Source organism: Nocardia transvalensis NBRC 15921 (genome assembly GCF_000308875.1).
GTDB classification, from domain to species: Bacteria; Actinomycetota; Actinomycetes; order Mycobacteriales; family Mycobacteriaceae; genus Nocardia; species Nocardia transvalensis.
In genome coordinates, this window is the sequence record NZ_BAGL01000064.1 from 76,671 (window position 1) to 98,216 (window position 21,546).

At 70.0% G+C, this 21,546-nt stretch carries 22 protein-coding genes; 14 read left to right on the forward strand and 8 right to left on the reverse strand.

All coding sequences use genetic code 11. The annotated features are described in order from the left end of the window. The first annotated feature begins 7 nt into the window (after positions 1–7). Entirely contained in the window at positions 8–2,230 is a 2,223-nt protein-coding gene (locus tag ON41_RS23515) for an MMPL family transporter (RefSeq protein WP_040749966.1), read from the forward strand. 126 nt (positions 2,231–2,356) lie between these two features. On the opposite strand, the gene ON41_RS23520 is transcribed toward ON41_RS23515, so the two are convergent. Both ON41_RS23520 and ON41_RS39290 read right to left on the reverse strand, forming a co-directional pair. Further along, positions 2,357–3,313, reverse strand: coding sequence for a UbiA family prenyltransferase (locus ON41_RS23520; RefSeq protein ID WP_040749899.1), 957 nt, complete (start codon positions 3,311–3,313; stop codon positions 2,357–2,359). A gap of 119 nt (positions 3,314–3,432) precedes the next feature. After that, positions 3,433–3,903, reverse strand: a complete 471-nt coding sequence (locus ON41_RS39290; protein WP_083905579.1) for a DUF1707 SHOCT-like domain-containing protein — start codon at positions 3,901–3,903, stop codon at positions 3,433–3,435. Positions 3,904–3,983: 80 nt separating this feature from the next. Here ON41_RS39290 and ON41_RS23530 point away from each other — a divergent pair, with 80 nt between their 5' ends. The 6 genes from ON41_RS23530 to ON41_RS23555 all read left to right on the forward strand — a co-directional run bounded on the left by ON41_RS23530 (position 3,984) and on the right by ON41_RS23555 (position 6,963). Next, complete coding sequence (locus ON41_RS23530) at positions 3,984–4,571, forward strand: TetR/AcrR family transcriptional regulator (RefSeq protein WP_040749900.1); 588 nt, start codon at positions 3,984–3,986, stop codon at positions 4,569–4,571. Between the two features lie 274 nt (positions 4,572–4,845). Then, positions 4,846–5,277, forward strand: coding sequence for a response regulator (locus ON41_RS23535; protein WP_083905573.1), 432 nt, complete (start codon positions 4,846–4,848; stop codon positions 5,275–5,277). Between the two features lie 47 nt (positions 5,278–5,324). Next, complete coding sequence (locus ON41_RS23540; RefSeq protein ID WP_051162304.1) at positions 5,325–5,597, forward strand: hypothetical protein; 273 nt, start codon at positions 5,325–5,327, stop codon at positions 5,595–5,597. A 72-nt stretch (positions 5,598–5,669) separates the two neighbouring features. Further along, positions 5,670–5,972, forward strand: coding sequence for a DUF3349 domain-containing protein (locus ON41_RS23545; protein ID WP_040749901.1), 303 nt, complete (start codon positions 5,670–5,672; stop codon positions 5,970–5,972). Positions 5,973–6,154: 182 nt separating this feature from the next. After that, positions 6,155–6,712 carry an RNA polymerase sigma factor gene (locus ON41_RS23550; RefSeq protein WP_040749902.1) on the forward strand — a complete coding sequence of 186 codons (558 nt, stop codon included), beginning with the start codon at positions 6,155–6,157 and terminating at the stop codon, positions 6,710–6,712. Continuing rightward, positions 6,709–6,963 carry a hypothetical protein gene (locus ON41_RS23555; RefSeq protein WP_040749903.1) on the forward strand — a complete coding sequence of 85 codons (255 nt, stop codon included), beginning with the start codon at positions 6,709–6,711 and terminating at the stop codon, positions 6,961–6,963. Before ON41_RS23550 ends, ON41_RS23555 begins: the two co-directional genes overlap by 4 nt. Before the next feature lie 9 nt (positions 6,964–6,972). Here ON41_RS23555 and ON41_RS23560 read toward each other — a convergent pair whose 3' ends face one another. Genes ON41_RS23560 through ON41_RS23580 form a run of 5 tightly spaced genes read right to left on the reverse strand, consistent with a single transcriptional unit; the run spans position 6,973 to position 13,779 of the window. Continuing rightward, complete coding sequence (locus ON41_RS23560) at positions 6,973–7,770, reverse strand: ESX secretion-associated protein EspG (RefSeq protein WP_040749904.1); 798 nt, start codon at positions 7,768–7,770, stop codon at positions 6,973–6,975. Continuing rightward, the gene (locus ON41_RS39295) at positions 7,767–10,256 is read right to left on the reverse strand and encodes a WXG100 family type VII secretion target (protein ID WP_051162306.1); all 2,490 of its coding nucleotides are present in this window, start codon (positions 10,254–10,256) and stop codon (positions 7,767–7,769) included. The genes ON41_RS23560 and ON41_RS39295 overlap by 4 nt, the downstream gene beginning before the upstream one ends. Before the next feature lie 18 nt (positions 10,257–10,274). Then, the gene (locus ON41_RS23570; protein WP_040749905.1) at positions 10,275–10,616 is read right to left on the reverse strand and encodes a hypothetical protein; all 342 of its coding nucleotides are present in this window, start codon (positions 10,614–10,616) and stop codon (positions 10,275–10,277) included. Between the two features lie 23 nt (positions 10,617–10,639). Further along, on the reverse strand, positions 10,640–13,294 hold the full coding sequence (locus ON41_RS23575) for a WXG100-like domain-containing protein (protein WP_040749906.1): 2,655 nt from the start codon (positions 13,292–13,294) through the stop codon (positions 10,640–10,642). A 2-nt stretch (positions 13,295–13,296) separates the two neighbouring features. Then, positions 13,297–13,779 carry a YbaB/EbfC family nucleoid-associated protein gene (locus tag ON41_RS23580; RefSeq protein ID WP_051162308.1) on the reverse strand — a complete coding sequence of 161 codons (483 nt, stop codon included), beginning with the start codon at positions 13,777–13,779 and terminating at the stop codon, positions 13,297–13,299. A 479-nt stretch (positions 13,780–14,258) separates the two neighbouring features. On the opposite strand from ON41_RS23580, the gene ON41_RS23585 reads away from it, so the two are divergent. The 5 genes from ON41_RS23585 (at position 14,259) to ON41_RS23605 (ending at position 18,927) form a co-directional block, all read left to right on the forward strand. Then, entirely contained in the window at positions 14,259–14,660 is a 402-nt protein-coding gene (locus ON41_RS23585; protein WP_040749907.1) for a TOBE domain-containing protein, read from the forward strand. Positions 14,661–14,665: 5 nt separating this feature from the next. Further along, a complete protein-coding gene (modA, locus tag ON41_RS23590) occupies positions 14,666–15,451 on the forward strand; it encodes a molybdate ABC transporter substrate-binding protein (RefSeq protein WP_040749908.1) in 786 nt (261 codons plus the stop codon). Next, positions 15,448–16,254 (forward strand): molybdate ABC transporter permease subunit, encoded by an 807-nt coding sequence (gene modB, locus ON41_RS23595; protein ID WP_051162310.1) that lies wholly within the window; start codon positions 15,448–15,450, stop codon positions 16,252–16,254. Before modA ends, modB begins: the two co-directional genes overlap by 4 nt. Beyond that, positions 16,251–17,300: an ABC transporter ATP-binding protein gene (locus ON41_RS23600; protein ID WP_040749909.1), complete on the forward strand. Its 1,050-nt coding sequence runs from the start codon at positions 16,251–16,253 to the stop codon at positions 17,298–17,300. The genes modB and ON41_RS23600 overlap by 4 nt, the downstream gene beginning before the upstream one ends. A 151-nt stretch (positions 17,301–17,451) precedes the next feature. Then, positions 17,452–18,927 carry a flavin-containing monooxygenase gene (locus tag ON41_RS23605; RefSeq protein ID WP_246829593.1) on the forward strand — a complete coding sequence of 492 codons (1,476 nt, stop codon included), beginning with the start codon at positions 17,452–17,454 and terminating at the stop codon, positions 18,925–18,927. Between the two features lie 21 nt (positions 18,928–18,948). Here the strand turns inward: ON41_RS23605 and ON41_RS23610 are convergent, their stop codons facing one another. Continuing rightward, positions 18,949–19,206, reverse strand: coding sequence for a hypothetical protein (locus ON41_RS23610; protein WP_040749911.1), 258 nt, complete (start codon positions 19,204–19,206; stop codon positions 18,949–18,951). A gap of 163 nt (positions 19,207–19,369) precedes the next feature. Here ON41_RS23610 and secY point away from each other — a divergent pair, with 163 nt between their 5' ends. Further along, positions 19,370–20,680 carry a preprotein translocase subunit SecY gene (secY, locus tag ON41_RS23615; protein ID WP_040749912.1) on the forward strand — a complete coding sequence of 437 codons (1,311 nt, stop codon included), beginning with the start codon at positions 19,370–19,372 and terminating at the stop codon, positions 20,678–20,680. A 21-nt stretch (positions 20,681–20,701) separates the two neighbouring features. Next, complete coding sequence (locus ON41_RS23620; protein WP_174411352.1) at positions 20,702–21,538, forward strand: LuxR C-terminal-related transcriptional regulator; 837 nt, start codon at positions 20,702–20,704, stop codon at positions 21,536–21,538. The last annotated feature ends 8 nt before the right edge of the window (positions 21,539–21,546 follow it).

The window sequence follows — 21,546 nt, forward strand, 5'->3', positions numbered from 1 at the left end:
AGTGTCGATGGTTACGAAGTCAACCGATGGACCGGCGCTGACACGGCAGGAGGGGAGCCCCCGCGGGCCGGGGCGGCGCCCGGTCTTCGCGGTTGTGGCGATAGCGGTGCTGGTATTCCTCATCGGCGGGTTCGGCGGTTCCTACCAGTCCAAACTCGCCGAGGTCATGAAGAACGACAACAAGGCGTTCCTGCCGAGTTCGGCGGAGTCGACCAAGGCCGACGAGGAGGCGGCCCGCTTCCTGAAGGTCGAGACCATTCCCGGGTTCGTCGTCTTCCACCGCGACGGGACGCTGTCCGCCGACGACAAGGCCCGCGTCCAGCGCGCCCGCGACGCCATCGCCGAGGTGCCCGGCGTCGACCGGCGCGGGGTGACGCCGCCGCGGTTCTCCGACGACGGCACGACCGCCGCCGTGGCCGCGCCGCTGGTCTCCACGGCCGACGGCGTCACCCGCACCGGCGACCAGCTGACGGCGACGGAGGACGATGTCCTCGCCGCGGCGCGCGGCGCGATACAGAACTCGGGGGTCGACGTCCATCCGGCGGGGCCCGGCGGGCTGCTGGTGGCGTTCATCGGATCGTTCCAGGGGCTGGACGGCACCCTGCTGATGGCGGCGCTGGCGGTCGTTGTGATCATTCTGCTGCTGGTCTACCGATCGCCGGTGCTGTGGGTGTTCCCGCTGCTGTCGTGCCTGCTCGCGCTGGGTATCGCGGCGCTGGTGGTCTACTACCTCGTCGACAATGGCGTGCTCACGCTCAACGGGCAGAGTCAGGGCATCCTGTTCGTCCTGGTCATCGGGGTCGGCACGGATTACGCGCTGCTGCTCACGGCGCGATATCGGGAAGAGTTGCACCACACCGAGAATCGGTTCGACGCCATGGCCGTGGCGTGGCGGCGCTCGGCGTCGGCGATCGTCGCCTCCGCCACGACCGTCGCGATCGGCGTGCTCTGTCTGTGGCTCGCGGAGCTGAATTCGACCGCGAGCATGGGTCCGGTGGCGGCCATCGGGGTGCTGTGCACGCTGCTGGTCATGATGACGTTCTTCCCCGTGGTGCTGGCCCTCGCGGGGCGATGGGTCTTCTGGCCGCGGATTCCCCGGACCGACCAGCGGTCCGCGCTCGCCACGCACACGTTCTGGGCGAAGGTCTCGGCGTGGGTGGACCGCAACCACCGTCCGGCGTGGATCGGCGCGACCGTGGTGCTGGCGATCGGCGTCTTCGGCACCGGACTGCTGCACGCCGAGGGCGTCCCCGTGCAATCGGGTTTCACCAACCGGCCGGATGCCGTTGTGGGACAGGAGATCTACACCGCGAAGTTCGACAAGGGTACCGGCGCGCCGGCGGTCGTGGTCACCAACAGCGACGCCGTCGACGCGGTGCTGGCGACCGCCGCGGGGGTGCCGGGCGTGGCCCAGCGTCCGGGATCGGTGTGCGTGCAGGTGGATCCGGCGAAGGCCGCGGCCGCGGCGCAGAACGGGGGAGCGGCCCCGGGCGCCGGATGCCCGCCGCCCGAACTGCGACTCCAGCCGGTCGACGGGCGGACGGTGGTCACCGTGACACTGGCAGATCCGTACGATTCGTCCGCCGCGCTCGACACGGTCGACCGGTTGCGGTCGAGTCTGCACGCGGTGCCGGGCGCCGACGCGGTCGTGGGCGGTCAGTCGGCGTCCGCGCTGGACATCCGGGACGCGGCGGTGCGCGACCGCACGGTCATCATTCCGGTGGTGCTGCTCGTCGTGCTGCTGGTGCTCGGGCTGCTGCTGCGCGCGGTGGTCGCGCCGCTGTTCCTGATCGCGTCGGTGGTGCTGTCGTTCGCGACCGCGCTGGGCGTGAGCGGATTCTTCTTCGACAAGGTCTTCGGCTATGCCGGGTCGGATCCGTCGTTCCCGCTGTTCGTCTTCGTATTCCTGGTCGCCCTGGGCATCGACTACAACATCTTCCTGATGACCCGGGTCCGGGAGGAATCGCGGGAGCACGGCACCAGGCTCGGCATCACGCGGGGCCTGACGGTCACCGGCGGCGTGATCACCTCCGCGGGCATCGTGCTGGCCGCCACCTTCGCGACACTCGCTGTGGTGCCGCTGGTGTCGGTGGTGGAGATCGGCTTCGCGGTCGCCTTCGGCGTCCTGCTCGACACCATCGTCGTGCGGAGCATCCTGGTGCCGGCGCTGGCGCACGATATCGGCCGCAAGATCTGGTGGCCCTCGCGCCTGGCGTCGGGAGCGAAGTAGGGAAGTCCTGCGCCGCCCCGGGTCGGTGAACCTGGGGCGGCGTCTGTCGGCCTGGGCGCATGTGGTGGGGCGGACGTGGCGGCGTCTTTCGGACGGGCACATGTGGTGCGGCAGAAGGGGTGTCGTCTATCGGACGGCGAAGATACTCACCGCGACGAGGACCGTGGCCCAGCCCATCCCCGCGCCGTGGAGCGGCAGCTGTTTCGTGTAGCGCCGGATCACCTCGACCGCCTCCTCGACGGGTTTGCCGCGGACGCCGAGGTAGATCCGGGTGAGGAAGCGCAGGGTCAGCACCACGACGACGGCGTACACCGCGACGGCCCACCACGGCGCGTCGAGTGCCACCGCGGAGACCGCGAATACGGTTGCGCCACCGGTGACTACGGTCACCGCCAGCACCATGGCGGGGGTGATGCCGAGGGCGCGCACCGCGGTCCGGATGCCGAACCTCGCGTCCTCCGGGACGTCCTCGGCCTGATTGACCAGGCTGACCATCATCATCGAGACCGCGTAGCCGAGGTACGCGGTGAACACCTGCCACGGCGGCGCGGCATCGATGGCGCGGATGATCATGACGCCCGGAATGAGCGCGATGGTGGTGGCCAGCGTCAGCACCTGCCAGACGCCGGCGCCCTTGAGGCGCAGCGGCGGCAGTGAATACTCGAATCCGATGACCAGCCAGGCGATTCCGAGTACGGCGATATCCCAGTGTCCCGACGCCACCGTCATATAGCCGACGAGCAGCACGATGAGAAATACCGAGATGGCGATCTGTATCGTCACATTCCGCTTGCCGAGACCGTCGACCGCGGTCGCGAGACGCGATTTGTAGATGGTGTCCATATCGCGGTCGGCGAGACAGTTCGCCATATTCCCGCTGTGTACGCCCAGGACGAAGGCGACGAACGCGGCCACGGCCGGGCCGGATCCGAGGTCGCTCCACGAGGCGGCCCCGAGGAAGGCCGCGGTGAGTATCGCCGACAGGTGGACGGGAAAGAATTCCAGCCGCCGGATTCGTATGGAATAGCCGAATTTACGGAGCGTCGTCGATCCGGAACGGCCGGTGGACAGAGGTGTACTCATGGTCCCTACTCAGATATTTCCGAAACGACACGGCGGCGTGCCCACGAAAGAATGTGGAGCACCGGCCGCGTCAATTGTCCGATGAGCAGGAAAAGAGTTTCACGTCCGGCCGGGCGATGTCAACGAAATGCGAGGCGGCCCCGGCGAATCGGATTGCCCCGGCCACGACCGCCGAATCCGCCGCCCCGGAGCCGGCGCAGGAGGAAGGCGCGGCGGAGGGCGGGGAGGATCAGCAGCATCCACAGCCAGCTGCCCTGGGTGAGGACGAGGGCGACGGCGGCGGCCGTGGCCACGGCCGTGCCCGCGGCGCCGCGGAGCCCACGGCCCCGCGACTCGGGTTTGCCCGCAGCCACGTCCAGGGCCGTCCCGCCGCCCTCGCCCGCCCGGCCCCTGCCTGCCGGAGAGGCGATTTCCGGTAGATCGGAGAACACTGTGTCTATGTCGCGGCGCACTGTCGCGGTGGTGACCCGCGCGCTGCGCTCGTTGAACTCGTCGACGGTCAATCGCCCTGCGCTCAAGTGATTCGACAAGGCGCGCAACGCATCTTCCCGTTCGACGGTCCCTACCCGGAGTTCCGCAGAATCGACCATGACCCGAGGATACGGCGAATCCATGGTCGAGACAATCTGTCTTACTCAGGACAAATCGTCGATCCGGGTATACTGCGGAGGTGCCGAAGCTCTGGAGTCGTACCGTCGAAGCGCACCGCCGCGAGGTCCGCGAGGCCATCATGGACAGCGCGTGGGAACTCGCCCTCAAACACGGTCCGGCGTCCACGACGATGTCCGAGATCGCCGAGCGGGCCGGTATCGGCCGCGCGACGCTCTACAAGTACTTCCCGGACGTGCAGTCGATCCTGGCCACCTGGCACGAGCGCCAGATCCAGCGGCACCTCGAACACCTCACCTCGGTGCGGGAGAACACGAAGGATCCGAGCAAGCGGCTGCACGCCGTGATGGAGGCGTACGCCCAGATCCACAAGCGCCGGGCGGAGAACCAGCGCAGTCACATGTACGGCGCCGAGGTCGCCACGCTCATGCAGACCAACGAGCGCGTCGCCGAGTCGCAGCAGCAGCTGCACCATTTGCTGCGCGATGTGATCGCCGAGGCCGCCGAGGCCGGCGCCGTGCGCGCCGACGTCAATCCCGACGAACTCGCCTATTACTGCCTGTTCGCGCTCACGGCCGCGAATACGGTGCGCAGCGCGGCGGCCATGCGCCGCCTGATCGCGGTAACGCTGCAGGGTATGAAGCCGTAGCCGCTGCCGGCTGATCGTCACGAAGGTGACCTTTCGGTGATCGGAAGCTCACGATTCGGTCACGGTCGGGCATTGTCACGCGTGTCCAGATCACGAATCGGCGGCGATCCGGGGATCCGCCGAAGTAATCTCACATTTCTATTGCTGCGAGGTTGCTGACGGGCCTACCTTCGGGACTCGACGCGCAAAACAAACTGCCCGGTAGCTCCGGGTGATATCGACTGCGGCGGATAGCGACGGGTCGGGGGATCCGATCGGCGAACGAGGTCACGATATGAACAGACATCCGCTTTCGGCCACGCGGGCGCCCGAGCCGCCCATTCGCGTGGATCACGCCTCCGGTCGAGCGCTGGGCCGGGTTCTGGTGGTGGAAACCCATCCGGCGACCGCCGAGATGGCTTTGCTGGTGCTCTCCGGGGCCGGCTACGACGCCATGGGCGCCGCGACGGGGCAGGAGGCCGTCGCGGCGGCGCACTGGTGGCATCCGGATCTGGTCCTGCTGGACCTGATCCTGCCCGACGTGCCCGGTACGCAGGTGTGCCGGCAACTCCGGATCGACTCGACCGTCCCGATCATGATCGTGTCGACCGAGACCGATCCGGACGTGATCGCGGGGGCGATCGCGGCCGGGGCCTGCGACCACCTGGCCAAGCCGTTCCGCACCGTCGAGCTGCTCACTCGCATCCAGCACCGGTTGCGCGGATAGGCCCGTCACCGCGGACGCGGCTCGAGCGGGCCGTGTCCGGCTGAACGTTGCGTGAACAGACGCGCGGCGGAGCGAGCGAGCGTCGCGTCGAGGCCGAGACCGGCCGGATCAGCATCGCGAAATCCCTCGGCCAGGTGACCCTGATCGCGATCCTGCTGGGGGCCGGGTTGCCGCTGGTGTTCGCGATCGGAATTCGGCTGTGGTCCTTGGAGACCGCGGTCGTCGTGGCGGTCGTGCTCGGGATCGTCTACATCGCCGAGGACTTCATCAGTCACACTTTCGATATCCAGTTGTTCGGCGCCGAGCCTCCGAAGAAGTGAACCCATGACATCGAACGCGTCCGTTCCCGACTCGGTCTCGCGCCGGTCGCTCGTCCACGCGGTGGACGCCTGATGGCGCTGTCCGGGCTACTCGCCAAGATCGTCGAATGGCTGCGGGCCGGGTACCCGCAGGGTGTTCCCGACTCCGACTACGTGCCGCTGCTGGCGCTGCTGTCGCGCCGCCTCACCCACGAGGAGGTCCAGCAGGTGGCCAGCGCCCTCGTCGAACAGGGCGCCCTGCCCGCCGACAAGGCGGACGCCGGGGTCGTCATCACCAAACTCACCGACGACATGCCGAGGGACGCGGATCTCGCCCGGGTCCGCGCCCATCTCGAGTCGAGCGGGTGGCCCATCGTCGACTCCTGGCCGGAGTAGGTCCGCGCGGGCTAATTCGCGCCGCACCGAATCCTTTCGCGGGGTGCGGGCCTCTTATGATCATGCCGCCACACGGGCGGCACGCATCCAGGAGGTCATCGTGATAGTTGCCGCTGTTGTCGTGGGGGTCGTGCTGGTCGGGACGTGTAGCGTCGCCGTGCTGCGGCGGTGGCGGCGTTCTCGTGGGTGACCGGGGCTGGCCCGGCGACGGGCTGGTCGCCGCCGCCCGGGACGGGGACGCGACGGCGATCGCCGCGCTGGTGTCGGGGTCGTATCCGCACGTGCGGCGGTTCGCCCGCACGCTGTGCGCGACCACCGAGGACGCGGAGGACGCCGCCCAGGAGGCGCTGATCATCCTGTACCGCAAGATCAAGACGCTGCGGGCCTCGGGCGCGCTGGCGTCGTGGATGTTCCGCATCGTCCGCAACGAGTGCCTGCGGCGGGTGCGCCTGCTGGCGGAGCCCGTGGCGGCCGTGCCGGAGACCGCCGCGGCGTCGGCGGAGGACGAGGCCGTGCGGCGGCTCGAGGCCGGCCGGGTGGCGGCGGTGATCGCCGCGCTGCCTACCGACCAGCGGCAGGTGCTCATCATGCGGGATGTCCAGGGCTACAGCGGCCGGATGGTCGCGAGCATGCTGGGCCTCAGCGTCGCCGCGGTGAAGTCGCGGTTGCACCGTGCCCGTGCGGCGGTCCAGCACGGGTTGCGGGCTCCCGCGGCGTGCGACGCGGAGGGGGCGCGATGACCGGCGGCTTCGCCAGTGCCTCGGTGCCCCGGCACCTCCTGCGCGGCGTCCTCGGCTTCGGCGCGCTGATCGGTGCGGTCGCGTTGATACCGGCCGCCGGCCCGTTCGCGCTGCTGCTCGCGCCCGTCGGGCTGGTGGCCCTGCGCGGATGCCCGACCTGCTGGACGATCGGGCTGATCCAGACCGTCTCGCGGGGGAGGCTGCGGCGCTCGTGCGACGACGGGCAGTGCCGGCTGACCACCGGGCCGTAGCGGCGGCGGTCAGTCGGCGGTCTCGCGATGCTCGTCCATGCGGATGAGGATGCGCTCGATCTCGCGGTCGACCCAGGCGACGAGGCGGTCGGTGCCCATACCGGTCGCGATCGGCGCCGGGTCGTCCAGAGGCAGCACGTAGCGGCCGTCGTCGGGGAGATCGCGCCACAGCACGCCGGACTCGACGCGCCCGCGCGGGCCGAACTTCGACCGGCCCTGCAACACCTTGACGATGCCGGTCGCCGTCGCGGGCGTATCGAGAAAGGCGCTGCTGACCTCGTATTCGTCGTCCTCGGGTTCGTCGTCGTCGGCGACCATAGACGCGGTCAGGTCGTAGGTGTGCCGGGGCGCGACGGTAGTGACCACCAGATCCGGCCGGATCCCGGCGCGGGCCCGCGGCAGGTGGCCGATCACCGCCTCGCCGAGCGCGCGCGGATCGCATTCGGTGACCGTGAAACCGCCGCTGTGCCACAGGGTTTCGCCGGGCTTCTGGCTGAGCAGGTAGCCGCGCGCGCCGTAGCGCACGGCGTGCACGCGGATGCGGTGCTCCGGATTGTCGAAATCCTGGTCGTTCCAGGCGTGCGCGACGACGAACACCTCCGGGCGGGAGATGGCGGCGACCATCGCCTCGAACTCCGTATCGGCCAGCTCCCGCAGGCGCTCGCGCACCACGTCGCGCTCGCGCTCGTACTCGTCCAGCCGGCGGGTGCGGCTGGTGAAGACGAAGGGCGCGGGCAGCGTGCCGCGGCGGTATTCGTCGCACAGCAGCTTGAATTCGAGGTCGGTGAAGTTCCAGTGCTGGGTCACGGCTCGATCACCGGTTTCACCTTCGCCGGCATATCGCCGAGCGCTTCGTCCAGGTGCACGCGCGCGTTGAGGTACTTGGGCGTCTTGTGCTCCTTACCGCCGGCCGCGGTCCCGCCCGCTCCCGATCCGGGGGCGCCCGCCGCGCCGGGCGAACCGGCCTGCGGTTGCTGCGTGGGCTGGCCCGGGACCGCATGGTCGACGGGCTGGTCGGGGAGCGACGCCCGCGGGAACAGATGGGCCGGTTTCGCCTCGGGCAGGACGTGACTGCCGGCCGGGGCCTCGACACCGCCCCCTCCGCCGCCACCGCCGTGCCCGCCGCCCGGAATTCCCTGGCTCGGGTCGGTCGGCAGGCCGAGATCGGGCAGGTGCGAGAGGTCGGGCAGGTGGCTCATATCGGGCAGGTGCAGCAGATCCTGCAACTGGTCCATGCCCGGCACTCCGGAGGAGGTGAGTTGCGTGAGCGCCTGGAGCCCCTCCTTGAACGAATCCGCCAGCTGGGCAAGGGGATTCTGCGCGCCGGATTCGCTCGATCCCTGCGGGGCGTCCGGCATGGTCGCCCCGGACCCGCCGTACTGGGATTTGATGCGGTTCAGCACATCGTCGGCCGAGGGTGTCTTCGCGCTCTCCCCGGTGGCCGAGCGCAGCGCGTCGGTGGTGGACTGCGGTGTCTGCGGCATGGCGGACGAGGGGGAGACGGACTTGGGGGAGTACTTCGAAAGATCCGGTACGGGAGACGATTTCGGGGAGGATTGAATGGAGCCCTGCGAGCCCGAGCCGCCGGACGAACCCGAGCCGCTCGGTGTCGAGGACTCGGGCGCGTTCGGCATGGACGCGGACGACGAGGGGATCCGGCTCGAGCTGTTCGGCATGGCGGCGCCGGACTGGCCGCCGGTCGCCTCGCCGTTCTTGCCGGAGCCCTCCTGATACCCGCGCTGGTAACCCTCCTGGTAGCCGCGCTGGTATTCCGGGCTCTGGTTCTGGCCCTGGCCCGATTGCTCGTCGCCGCCGCCGTTCTGGCCGCCGCCGCTGTTCTCGCCGCAGCCGTATGCGCCGTTCTGTTCCGAACCGGGGCCGTTCTGATTGCTCGTCTCACCGGACGGATCGGAGTTCTGGCCCGAGTTGGCGGCGTTTCCGTACGGGTTGTTTCCGTTCTGGCCGTTGCCGTATTGGCCGTTACCGTATTGGCCGTTTCCGTTCTGGTTGTTGCCGTACGGATTGTTCCCGCTCTGGTTGTCGCCGTACGGATTATTGCTGCTCTGGTTGTTGCCGCCGTACGGATCGTTGCCGTTCCCGTACTGGTCGTTGTCGCCGTACTGCCCATTGCCGTACTGGCCGTTGCCGTACTGGCCGTTCTGGTTACCGGCGGCCTGCTGCCCGGCCTGATAGCCGTCCTGGTAGCCCGACTGGTAAGGGGTGTTGTTGTTGCCGTTCTGGTTGCCGCCGCCCTGGTTGTTCCCGTTCCCGTTGCCGTTCTGGTTGTTTCCGTTGCCATTCCCGTTTCCGTTGCCGTTCCCGTCGCCCTTCTTGTCGCCGGGTCCGCTGAGGGCGGGCATGATCGAGACGGAATTCTTGAGGCCCGCGACGTAGTGGCTGTCGAATTCGCCGCGGTAGTAGTCCAATTCCGAACCGGGACAGCAGGAGTCGGCATTGGCGTCCTGCGGCATGCTCAGCTGCGTCGCGTACAGCCACTGGGCCGTGTAGTCGAGGTTCTGGCTCATGGCGATCATGGCGTCGGACAGCGGCTGCACGCTCTTCTGATAGGTCTCGGTGGCCTTCATCGCCGCGTCCGCTCCGGCGCCACGCCACGAATCGCTCACCGACGTCACGGTATTCGCGAAATCGGTCAGCTTCGTGTACAGCTCGCCCGCGATCCACTTCCAGACGCCCGCGGCGTCCTCGACCGGTTGCGCCTTGATGGTCTGCCCGAGCTGGTAGAGATCGTCGTAGCTCAGACTGTCCTTGTTCTCGTAGGTCACCGAGACCGGCTGGTCCTTCTCGCCCTTGTAGTCCTTCAGCGACGACGGGAAATCGGGGTTCTTGACGTCGAATCCATCCAGGCCCGGTGTCTTCAGGTCGCTGTGCTTCGGTCCGCCGTCGAGCTTCCCCGGATTCTTCGGCATGGTGATATCGGCGATCTTGCCGAACTGGTCCGCCGAATCCGCGTCGGTATAGGCGTACGCCTTGCCGGCCGCGACGAACGTATCGCCCATATCGGTCACCAGCTGCGCGTGATCGTCCAGAATCTTGTGTAGCCGAGCGCCTTTGGTGTTGAACGCGCCCGACAGCTCGCGCCCGGAGAACAGATTGCCGAACGGGTCGAGGTGGTCGAGCTTGTCGTCGGTGACCATCTTCGCCATCGCCAGCAGTTCCGCGACCAGATCGGCGCAGGCCTGGGCGCACTGCACCGCGTCCTTGGCATCGAATTGCAGATTCCCGCTGGTCGCCGCGTTCTTCAGCCCCGGCCACGCGGTCTGATCGGTCGCCATTACCGCTCGTCCTTTCGATTACGCACGCCCGCCTCCGAACTGCTCGGTATTCGAATGTTCCTGTTCGCGCAGCCGGGTGGCCGCCTCCTGCTGGCCGTGGCCGAAGTCGAAGAGCGTCTTCGTGAACGCGTCGCCGCCGTCGAGCAGGTTCGTCCGGGCCTTCTTGTAGCCCTTGTCGCCGTCGGCGAACTTCTTGCCCTGCTTGTCGTTTCCCCACGGCTGGTTGGCGCTGTCGGATTCCAGGCCCGCCAGGGTGTCGCGAAGCCGCGCCATCGTCGTCTTCATCCGATTCGCCACCTCCTCGGTGCTCCGGCCGGCCTCGGCCAGCTGATCCGGATTCACCTTGAGTTCTTCGGCCATGGCTGTCGCGACCCTTCCGCTTACTAGTGGTTGTCCTGCGGCACCGGTGCGCTGCCGTCGCCCAGCCACACCCCGGCATCCGGTGCGGTGGGGGCCTGATAGGGGCCGGGCAGCACCACGGGGGGCTGGTACTGCTTGGGCCGGGCCTTGGCCTTCAGATCCGTGGCGTCGGCCAGGACGGAGGCGGGTTCGCGGCCGTAGGCGTCGACGCGTTCCTGCGCCTCGCGGCCCAGCTGTTCGGCGTGGTCGCCCAGCGTGCGTGATCCGGCGGCCTCCTGCTCCAGCCGCTGTGCCGTCTCGGTATCGCCCGCCCGGCGAGCCGCCTCGGCCTGCTGGTCGAGCCGGTCCGCCTGGGCGTGCAGCGCCTGGGCCTGTTTCGCCTGCGCCACCGCGTCGACGCGGGCCTGCTGCTCGATCCGCTGCTGTTCGGCGAATCCGTCGGCGAGCGCGCGGCGCTGCTCCGCGATCGACTGCGTCTCCTCGGCATGGCGGCGGGCCTGCTCGTGTTCCGGCGTGCCCGGCGCCGAGTGCCGGTACTCGTGCTGCGCGACGCGGGCCTGATTCTCCGCGACGGCGGCGCGGCGCTCGTATTCCCGTGCGGTGTCGTGCCGTTCGATGGCCTCCTGCGCGCGCTGCTCCTCGATCCGCCGCTGGTCGAGCCCGTCGTGCACCTGGTCGGCCTGCGCCCGTCGCTGGTCGGCGACGTTCTGGGCGTCGCGCGCGTCGCGATCGAGCGCGTCGGCGTGCTGGCGCTGCTGCACGGCCTGCTGTTCGAGCTGGCGCGCGTGCCGGTCCGCCGCGGCCGCCGACGCGGAGGACGTATTCTCCTGTGTCCGTGCGGTTCCCGCGGCGGTCTCCAGCTCGCTCGCGTGCTGCCGCGCGGCGGCCGCGGACTGCCCCGCCTCGTGCTCGTTCCAGCGCAGCCAGGTGGCCTGCGCCTCGTTGGCGCCCGGGGACCGCTCGTAGTCGCGGGCGCGCTGCCCGGCGGTATCGGCCTCCCGGCCCAGCCGGTCCGCGTCGATCCGCGCCTCGGCGGCCGCCCGTTCCTGGGTGACCGCCCGCTCGTGCGCCGTATTCGACTGCTGCACTTGATGGTTGGCCTGAGCGCGCGCCTGGTTGGCGGCGTCGGCGCGGCGGTCGGCCGCGGTCCGGGCGTCGGTGGCCTCCTGCCGCCGGTGGTCCGCGGTCCGCTGCGCCTCGTCGGCCGTCCGCCGCGGTCCCTCCTGGACCTGCCGGGACTGTTCCCCGGCCACCTGCTGGGCCCGGTCGGCGCGCTCCTGCTGGGCCTGCGCGTGCGTCTGCGCCTGTGCCGCCTGCCTTTCCTGCTTCGCCGCCTGCACGTTCGCCTCGTGCGCGCGCTGTTCTGCCTGGGCGTGCGCGCGTTGCGTCTGCGCGATCTGCCGCTGGTCGCCGCCGGCCTGGGCGCGCTGGTGATCCGCGCGAGCCCGGTCGGCCTGCTGGGAGAGGTGGTTCGCGTTGTCGCGGGCTCGATTCGCCTGCGATGCCTGATAATTCGACCGCTCCTGCGCCTGGCGCGCCTGCCGCGACTGCACCTCGGCGGTCTCCCGGGAGTACCGGGCGGCGCCGTCGGTGCCGGGGGTGGTCTCCTTCGCGCCGAGCGAATTCTTCAGCGGGCCCGGCAGATTGCTCTTGCCGTTGAAGGTGCGGCCGTAGGACGACGCGTTCAGGGGGTTCTTGGTCGAGGGCGGCAGCGCCCGCGCCGTGAATCCGCCGCGCATGCCGCCGACGATTCCGCTGCGCGCCATGCCGCCCACGTAGCCGGCGGGGCTGCCGAACGCCCCCGCCCAGTCCCCGGTCCACGCGCCGGCGACGAAGTTGCCCGACAGCGTGCTCGCGGCGCCCGCGGCCACGCCGACGGTCGCGCCGCGGGCGAACGGCATGCCGCGCACATCGCCGATTCCCTTGCCCGCGAACTTGTTCAGCGCCGATCCGCCGATCCTGTCGAACGCCTTGCCCGTGTAGTTGGCGGTGAACCGCGACGTGATGCCGCCGAGCGCGGCCCCGACCGCCGAGATGCCGACCTCGGTGCCGTTGATGCTCTTGCGGTGACCCTTCGCGATCTGGATGCCCTGCACCAGCAGGTCCAGCGCGGTGGCGATCGCCGCGCCCTCGATCGCGCGCATGGCGTAGGTGCCGAACACCTTGGCCGCGGCCTTCGACATGACCGTCTCGGCGATCCGGGCGATCATGCCGGCGATGCGGTCGGTAGCCAGCTTGATCCACGACCGGGTCGCGGCCGTCGCCGCCGCCTCGACCGCCGGTGCGGTGGGCGGCCACAGCCAGGCCCAGATGATCTCGATCGCCAGCGTGACCAGCGAGACGATGATCATGAGCTTGGCGGATTCGACGTGGGTGCCGGTATCGAAGCTGCCGTCGGACACCTGCTTCATGGACTCGGCCAGGGCCGCCACGGACTGGTCGCCGGAGATCAGGTCGTCGAACATCGCGGCCATCGCGTCGCCGCCGTCACCCGCCGGATACGCCGACCGGGTGGTGTCCTTGGCGGCCTTCAGCAGATCGGGCAGCTCCTTCAGCTCCGTCGAGGCCTCCTCCCAGGCCTTCGCCAGCGCGAAGAGCTTGTCCTCGTCGCCGTCGGGCCACTCCGTGCCCGCCACCCACCCCAGCCAGCGCAGCCCCTCGGGCAGATCCAGGGACACGGCTACCAGTCCTGGTCGGCGATCATCGATCGGGCGCCGGTATCGAATCCTGTTCCGGGCGAGTCGTTCCGCGGCCGTTCCGGGTCGTCGAGCGAAGCCTTCGGGGGCGGTGCGACCGGGATCATCTCGCCCAGATCCGGTGCGCCCTCGATCATCTCGGACAGTTTCGGCAGTCGCGTGCGGCGTTCCATCAGCGGCCGCATGAGTTCGCGGCCGAGACGCATGACCTCGGCCGACGCCGCCTGCACGGCGGCGGTGATGTTCTCGGCGATCTCGTCGGGGGTGAGATCGAGGATGTCCTCGGCGAATTCGGTGTGGATGAGCAGGCCGTCGGCGTTCACCGTGACCTTGATGCGCTTCTCGCACGCGGTGATCGTGGCGGTGAGATCCGCACGCTGCCGCTGCACCTCGGCAATGCCGCGCAGTTGCTCGTCCAGACCCTCCAGCACCTGCGCCGCGTCGGCCCGCATGCGCTCGTTCGCCATCCTCACCTCCACGTCGACCCCTCCTCGAAACAAAGCGCACCCGTGTGAATAGGCGATGGCGCACAAGGAAATTCGACACGTCCTCCCATCGATTTCCCCTCGCGATCCGGTCATACCCCCGGCCTGTATCCCTGCCGTCGCGCGGCCGGAGCGGTGGCAACGACCGATGTCAGGGGGCCTATCCATCGCGGCGGAGGACCGGGGGGAGCGCGCGTCGCCCCCGGCCGGGATGCCGTGTCGATCCGGCATCGCCACGCGGCCCCGGATCTTCCCGTCCGCACGCGCCGGGGCGTTTGCGGCCCCCTTGCGCGCCGCGCGCCGCGCGTCGACGCCCCTTGCGCGCCGCGCGTCGATGCGCCTGATCGATGGGGCACTCGCCCTGCCCGGAAACGGCATTTCCATGCCGCTGACCGCTGGATCGCAGATCGGGAGGCGAATAGGGCTTGCGCACCGCATCCACGGCAATATGCTTGCCCATTGTGACGAATTTGCGGATCAGTGACGCGGCGGCGCTGCTGGGCGTCAGCGACGACACGGTCCGCCGCTGGATCGACCAGGGGCGGCTGGCCGAGGTGCGGCTGGAGAACGGCCGCAAAGGCGTCCGCGGCCAGGACCTGGCCGAACTGCTGCGCGGCCAGTCCGCCGATATCGCCGAGCCCGGCGTGACCGTGGCGGCCTCGGCGCGCAACCGGATGCGCGGCATCGTGACGCGCATCGTCAAGGACACGGTGATGGCGCAGGTGGAGATGCAGGCCGGCCCGTTCCGGCTGGTGTCGCTGGTGAGCCGGGAGTCGGTCGACGAACTCGGCCTGGAGGTCGGCAGCGTCGCCGTGGCCTCGGTCAAATCGACCCATGTCGTGGTCGAGATACCGGAAAGTTGACGAGGATGAAGCCATTCCGCACACTCGCCGCGGCCGCCGCCGCGCTCACCGTCACCGCGGGACTCGCCGCGTGCGGCGCCGACGACACGAACACCTCGTCCGGGTCGAACGGGGTCTCCGGGACGGTCACGGTATTCGCGGCCGCGTCGCTGACGGAAACCTTCACCACACTGGGCAAGCAGTTCGAGGCGGCGCATCCCGGGACGAAGGTCGTGTACAGCTTCGGCGGGAGTTCGGCGCTGGCCCAGCAGATCGAGCAGGGCGCGCCCGCCGATGTCTTCGCCTCCGCCGCACCGGCCACTATGCAGCAGGTCGTGGATGCCGGTGAGGTCACCGGCCAGCCGTCGACCTTCGTCAGCAATCGCCTGGAGATCGCGGTGCCCAAGGGCAATCCGGGCCACATCACCGGACTCGCCGACTTCGGCAGGACCGAGCCCCGGCTTGCGCTGTGCGCCGAGCAGGTGCCCTGCGGCGCCGCGGCCGAGAAGGTCTTCGAGATCTCCGGCATCACCCCGCAACCCGACACCCGCGAGCAGGACGTGAAGGCCGCGCTCACCAAGGTGACCCTCGACGAGGTCGACGCGGCGCTGGTGTACCGCACCGACGTGCGGGCCGCGGGGGACAAGGTGACGGGCATCGACTTCCCGGAGGCGGAGAAGGCGATCAACACCTACCCGATCGCCCCGCTGGCCGAGGCGCCCAACGCCTCCGCCGCCGCCGCGTTCGTCGACTACGTCCGGTCCGCCGAGGCGAAGAAGGTGTTCGCCGACGCGGGATTCGGCACTCCGTGAGCAGTCGGCGGCGGCTGACCCGCGGGCGGCATCCGGTCGTCCTGGTGCTGCCTGCCGTCTGCGCGCTGGTCTTCCTCGTCGTCCCGCTCGTCGGACTGCTGGCGCGCGCGCCGTGGCCGACGCTGGCCGACCGGCTGTCCAGCCCGGAAGTCGGTGAGGCGCTGCGGCTTTCGCTGCTGTGCGCGACGCTGGCGACCGTGATCTGCCTGTTCCTCGGTATTCCGCTGGCCTGGCTGCTGGCCCGTGCGCGGGTGCCCGGCCGTGGGCTCATCCGCGCGCTGGTGACGGTGCCGCTGGTGCTGCCGCCGGTCGTCGGCGGCGTCGCGCTGCTGCTGGTCTTCGGGCGGCGCGGCCTGCTCGGGCAGTACCTCTACGACTGGTTCGGGGTGTCGCTGCCGTTCACCACGCCCGGCGTCGTGATCGCGGAGGCGTTCGTGGCCATGCCGTTCCTGGTGATCTCCGTCGAGGGCGCGCTGCGCGCCGCCGACACCCGGTACGAGGAGGCGGCGGCCACGCTGGGAGCCTCGCCCTGGTACACCTTCCGCCGCGTCACGCTGCCCGCGGTGCTGCCCGGTGTGGTCGCGGGCGGCGTGCTGTGCTGGGCGCGGGCGCTCGGTGAGTTCGGCGCGACCATCACCTTCGCGGGCAACTTCCCCGGCCGCACGACCACCATGCCGCTGGCGGTCTACCTCGCCCTGGAGACCGATCCGGACGCCGCGATCGTGCTGAGCCTGGTGCTGCTCGCGGTCTCGGTCGCCGTGCTGGTCACGTTGCGGGAGCGCTGGATTCGAGGCGCGGTATGACGCTGCGGGCCGAACTGCGGGTCGAGCGGGACCGTTTCCGCCTGGACATCGACCTCACCGCCCCGGCCGGTGAGGTGGTGGCGCTGCTGGGACCCAACGGCGCGGGCAAGACCACCGCGCTGCGCGCCCTGGCCGGGCTGCTGCCCCTCACCGGCGGCAGCATCGCCGTCGCCGATCAGGTCTGGGACGCGCCGCCCTCGGTCTTCGTGCCCGCCGAGCGCCGCCGGGTCGGCGTCGTCTTCCAGGATTACCTGCTGTTCCAGCATCTTCCGGCGGTCGAGAACGTCGCCTTCGGGCTGCGCGCCCGCGGTATGCGCCGCGCCGCGGCCCGCGCCCGCGCGACGGAATGGCTCGACCGCGTCGGGCTGGGCGAGCACGCGCGGTCCACGCCGCGAGCGCTGTCCGGCGGGCAGGCCCAGCGGGTGGCGCTGGCCCGTGCCCTGGCCACCGATCCCGCGCTGCTGCTGCTGGACGAACCGCTCGCCGCGCTCGACGCGAGCACGCGGATCCAGGTGCGGGCCGACCTCGCTCACCATCTGCGCGACTATCCGGGCCACACCGTCCTGGTGACCCACGATCCGCTCGACGCCATGGTGCTGGCAGACCGGCTCGTGATTCTCGAGCGGGGCGTCGTCGTCCAGCAGGGCCCGCCCACCGAGATCGCCCGCCGGCCGCGCTCGGAGTACGTCGCGAACCTGGTGGGGCTCAACCTGTTCCGCGGCACCGCCGCGGGGACCACCGTCGATGTCGACAACGGCGGCCACGTCACCGTCGGCAGCGCCGCGGCCGGACCGGTTTTCCTCGCGTTCCCGCCCACCGCGGTGAGCCTGTATCTCGACCGGCCCACGGGCAGCCCCCGCAACACCTGGCCCGTCACGCTCACCGGGCTCGAGCAGCATGCCGACCTCACCCGCGTCCGGCTCGACGGCGCGCCTCCCGTCCTCGCGGACGTCACCCCCGCCGCGGTCGCCGATCTCCGGCTGCGGCCCGGCATGCGGCTGTGGGCCGCGGTGAAGGCCAGTGAAATTCACGTCTACCCCGCTTGACGGAGCACAGCGACCCGGAATCGTCTCGGTGTCGAATCCGTGATGTGTCATTCGGATACCGAAGCGCGGAACTGTCTTGTGCAGGGGCTTAACTGGAAGTTAACTCTTTTTGTGTGAGGTGTTGTTCCGACCCTGATGGAGGTGCGTCATCGTGGACGTGCGGCTGGTGGTTGTGGGAGCGGGATTCGGGGGCATCGGCATGGCGGTCGCGCTACGGCGGGCGGGCTTCGACGACTTCGTGATCACCGAGGAGGGGGACGACGTAGGCGGGGTGTGGCGGGAGAACACCTATCCCGGATGCGCCTGTGACGTGCCCTCTCATCTGTATTCTTTCTCGTTCGATCCGTATCGCGGCACCCGGAGCCGATATCCTGGGCAGCCGGACATCCTGGCGTATCTGCAACAGGTCGCCCGTCGGCACGATCTGTACGGGCGCTTGCGGACGCGCACCCGGATCGTATCGGCCACCTACTGTGACGAGACCGGATGCTGGGAACTTGCCACTGAGTCCGGAGCGACGCTTCGCACCGAGGTGGTCGTCTTCGCCACCGGGCAGTTGCATCGCCCCTTCACGCCCGATATCCCGGGTCTCGACCGTTTCGCGGGTGTGACGTTCCACACAGCGCGCTGGCGGCACGGCGTGGAGTTCGACGGCCGGGACGTCGCGGTGATCGGCACGGGTTCCAGTGCCGCACAGCTGCTTCCGCACGTGGCCGAGGTCGCGCGCGGCGTGCGGGTGTACCAGCGCACGCCGCACTGGATACTGCCCAAGCCCGCGCGCGAGTTCGGCGCGCTGACCCACGCGGCGCTGTCGCTGCCCGGCGGGCACCGGCTCTACCGGACGGCGCTGTCGCACGGCGCGGACGCGCTGCTCGCGCCGATGATGCGACGGGGCTGGTCGGCGCGGCCCGCGGAATGGGTCGCCCGCGCGCACCTGCGCCGCTCGGTGCAGGACCCGCGGCTGCGGGCGGCGGTCACGCCGCGGTACCCGATCGGCACCAAGCGGATCCTCTTCGACAACGGGTTCTACCGGGCCCTGGCTCGTCCTACCGTGGAATTGGTGACCGATCCGATCGTCCGCCTCACGCCCACGGGAATCGATACCGCCGACGGCACGCACCGGCCGGCCGACATCGTAGTGTTCGCCACCGGATTCCGCGCGGCGGATTTTCTGGCACCCCTAACGGTTCGCGGGCGCGGCGGGCGGCTGCTCGCGGAGGACTGGGCGGGCGGGGCCGACGCCTTCCTCGGGCTGGCGGTGCCGGGGTATCCCAACGCCTTCCTGATCGCCGGGCCCAACACGTTCAATCCGGCGGGCAGCAATCCGGGTATGAAGGAGATCCAGATCGATTACATCCTGCGGTGTCTGCGGTGGCGCGCGCAGATCGGCGCGCCCGCGGTGGAGGTCCGGGCCGACGCGGCGGCGGCGTATCGCCGGTGGCTGGACGAGGCGCTCACCCGCACGGTCTGGCCCGCCACCCACCAGCCCAGCTGGTACAAACACGCCAACGGCTGCGTCACCAACCCATGGCCCGCGTCGGCCCGATCGTTCGCCCGGATGCTGGAACATCCACCCGCACAGGCGTTCCGGCCGCTGTACCTGGCGGAGGAGGCCCAGTCCTCGTGAGATCGCGGCCGTGAGCCGGCGTCAGCGGGGCGACGGGCTCGTATCGTCGCTCAGGACGCGGCGCGGGGGAGCCTCCCGGCGCGGGGTCGGCACCGAGCGCGACGGCAGGAGCCGGGAGGTCGCGAGGATTCCGAAAGCCATGAGCGGCACGGTGATCAGAGCCAGCGCGACCGAACCGGCGAGCAGGCCCATGGTGACCGCGAACAGCGCGCATGTCAGCACCGCTAAAAAGGCGGTCCCGGGCTCCGCCCCGAGGATCCGCTCCGGTGCTGCGCGCATGGTGTAGAGGTACCCCCGCGGGGGATCGGCCAACCCCCGAATTCCCCGCGACCTCCCGCTGTCGGGGGAGGGCGAAGTCCGACTCACGGGCGACGTAGGGAGACAAGGACTTTCGTACCGTCGAAGTCCGTCGTCCCTTCGTCCCGCCCCGCCAGGAGGATTTTTGCTGTCCGCCCTCGTACCCGCTCTCCGGACCCCGGACCTGCGGCGGAAGATCCTCTTCACGCTCGGATTGCTCGCGCTGTACCGGCTCGGCGCGGCGATTCCCTCGCCGGGCGTCGACTACCACGCGATCCGCGCCTGCGCCGGCCGGTCCTCGGGCTCCGGCGCCGCGGGGATCTACGAGCTCGTCGACCTGTTCTCCGGCGGTGCGATGCTGCAACTGTCGGTGTTCGCCATCGGGATCCTGCCGTACATCACCGCGAGCATCATCACGCAGCTGCTGACCGTCGTGATCCCGCGGTTCGAGGAACTGCGCACGGACGGGCAGGCGGGCCAGGCGCGGATCACGCAGTACACCCGCTATCTCGCGATGTCGCTCGCGGCGCTGCAGGCCTCGGCGCTGGTGGCGCTGGCGGTGCGCGGGCAGCTGATGCCGGACTGCCCCGAGCCGATCCTGGCGGATGCCACGCCCTTCGGCATGGTCGTCGTCGTGCTGGTCATGAGTGCGGGGGCGGCGCTGGTGATGTGGTTCGGCGAGCTGATCACCGAGCGCGGGGTCGGCAACGGGATGTCGCTGCTGATCTTCGCGGGCATCGTCGCCCGGATTCCGAGCCAGGCCGGGGCGATCCTGCAGAGCCGCGGCGCGCTCGTGTGCACCGGACTGGGCGTGGCGATATTCCTGACGCTCGTGGCGGTGATCTTCGTCGAGCAGGGGCAGCGGCGGATTCCGGTCCAGTACAGCAAGCGCGTGGTCGGCCGCCGGATGTACGGGGGTTCCTCCACGTATCTGCCGTTGAAGGTCAATCAGGCCGGGGTGGTGCCGGTCGTGTTCGCGTCCTCGCTGCTGGCGATGCCGCACCTGCTGGTCCAGCTGACCCCGCGGGGATCGGGCGGGTGGCGGGAGCTGATCGAGAAGTATCTGGTCGACCCGGGCAATCCGGTGTACACGACCGCCTATGTCGCGCTGATCCTGTTCTTCACGTACTTCTACGTGGGGGTCACGCTGAATCCCGGGGAGCGGGCGGAGGAGATGAAGAAGTTCGGCGGCTTCATCCCGGGGTATCGTCCCGGCGCGCCGACGGCCGGCTACCTGGGGTATGTCCTCAGCCGGATCACCCTGCCCGGCTCGCTCTACCTCGGCGCCGTGGCGGTGCTGCCGAATCTGCTGCTGCATTCCGGCGCCGCGGGTGCCGGGCAGGCGCTCGTGTTCGGCGGCACCTCGGTGCTGATCGTGGTGAGCGTCGGCCTGGATACGATCAAGCAGATCGAGAGCCGGCTGATGACCAGGAACTACACCGGCTTCCTGCGCTGAATCGGATACGGTCGGAGGATTATGGCCACGACGTCCGCCACCCGCCCGCTGCTGCGGGTGGTGTGGTCGCTGCTGCTCGCCCTCGCCGCCACGGTGCTCTCGGTGGGCAGCGCGCAGGCGCAGACCCCGGTCGCCGGTCACGGCGCGGCGAGCGAGTTCGACCCGCGCGGGCCGGAATCGGTTCTGCCGGCACAACACCCGGTGATCTCGGTGCTGCTGGCGAACGGCCACACGGTATTCCGGTCCGGGTTGCGCGCGGTGATCGGGACGCAGCCGGATATCGACTGCGTCGCGGAGGTCGGCGACGGCGTGGCCGTGGCCGAGGGACTGCTGCGGCATCGGCCCGATGTCGCCATCCTCGATCTCGATATGCCCGGTCTCGACGATGCGGCCGCCGCCGAGACGGTCGCGGCGCTCGGCGGCCGGACCCGGATCCTCGCCCTCGCCACCGCCGACACCGACGAGAACCTCTATCGCGCACTGCGTCTCGGCACGAGCGGATTCCTCACCAAGGGTCTCCCCGCCCGGGATCTGATCGCGGCGATCCGGACGGCGGCCCGCGGCCACGCCCTCCTCGATCCGCACCGGACGCGCACGCTGATCGTGCGGCTGTCGGGCGAGGCCGAACCGTTCCGCGGCGCGCCGGAGGCGGAGACGCTCACCGCCCGCGAGCACGAGGTCCTGCTGCTGATCGCGAAGGCGCGCACCAATCCCGAGATAGCCCGCGCCCTCGGCGTGGGCGAGCAGACGGTCAAGACCCACGTCTCCCACCTGCTCGCGAAACTCGGTGTGCGCGACCGCGTCCACGCCGCGGTCTACGCCCACACCCATCGCCTCGTCCCGCGGGAGTCCGGGTAGCGGCTCCC

Coding starts and splice junctions, on each gene's coding strand:
- ON41_RS23555 (WP_040749903.1), top strand. CDS start 6,709: ATGACCGGCGGCTTCGCCAGTGCCTCGGTGCCCCGGCACCTCCTGCGC.
- ON41_RS23580 (WP_051162308.1), bottom strand. CDS start 13,779: ATGGCGAACGAGCGCATGCGGGCCGACGCGGCGCAGGTGCTGGAGGGT.
- ON41_RS23535 (WP_083905573.1), top strand. CDS start 4,846: ATGAACAGACATCCGCTTTCGGCCACGCGGGCGCCCGAGCCGCCCATT.
- ON41_RS23520 (WP_040749899.1), bottom strand. CDS start 3,313: ATGAGTACACCTCTGTCCACCGGCCGTTCCGGATCGACGACGCTCCGT.
- ON41_RS39290 (WP_083905579.1), bottom strand. CDS start 3,903: ATGGTCGATTCTGCGGAACTCCGGGTAGGGACCGTCGAACGGGAAGAT.
- ON41_RS23515 (WP_040749966.1), top strand. CDS start 8: ATGGTTACGAAGTCAACCGATGGACCGGCGCTGACACGGCAGGAGGGG.
- ON41_RS23600 (WP_040749909.1), top strand. CDS start 16,251: ATGACGCTGCGGGCCGAACTGCGGGTCGAGCGGGACCGTTTCCGCCTG.
- ON41_RS23545 (WP_040749901.1), top strand. CDS start 5,670: ATGGCGCTGTCCGGGCTACTCGCCAAGATCGTCGAATGGCTGCGGGCC.
- ON41_RS23620 (WP_174411352.1), top strand. CDS start 20,702: ATGGCCACGACGTCCGCCACCCGCCCGCTGCTGCGGGTGGTGTGGTCG.
- ON41_RS23610 (WP_040749911.1), bottom strand. CDS start 19,206: ATGCGCGCAGCACCGGAGCGGATCCTCGGGGCGGAGCCCGGGACCGCC.
- modA (WP_040749908.1), top strand. CDS start 14,666: ATGAAGCCATTCCGCACACTCGCCGCGGCCGCCGCCGCGCTCACCGTC.
- ON41_RS23570 (WP_040749905.1), bottom strand. CDS start 10,616: ATGGCCGAAGAACTCAAGGTGAATCCGGATCAGCTGGCCGAGGCCGGC.
- ON41_RS39295 (WP_051162306.1), bottom strand. CDS start 10,256: ATGGCGACCGATCAGACCGCGTGGCCGGGGCTGAAGAACGCGGCGACC.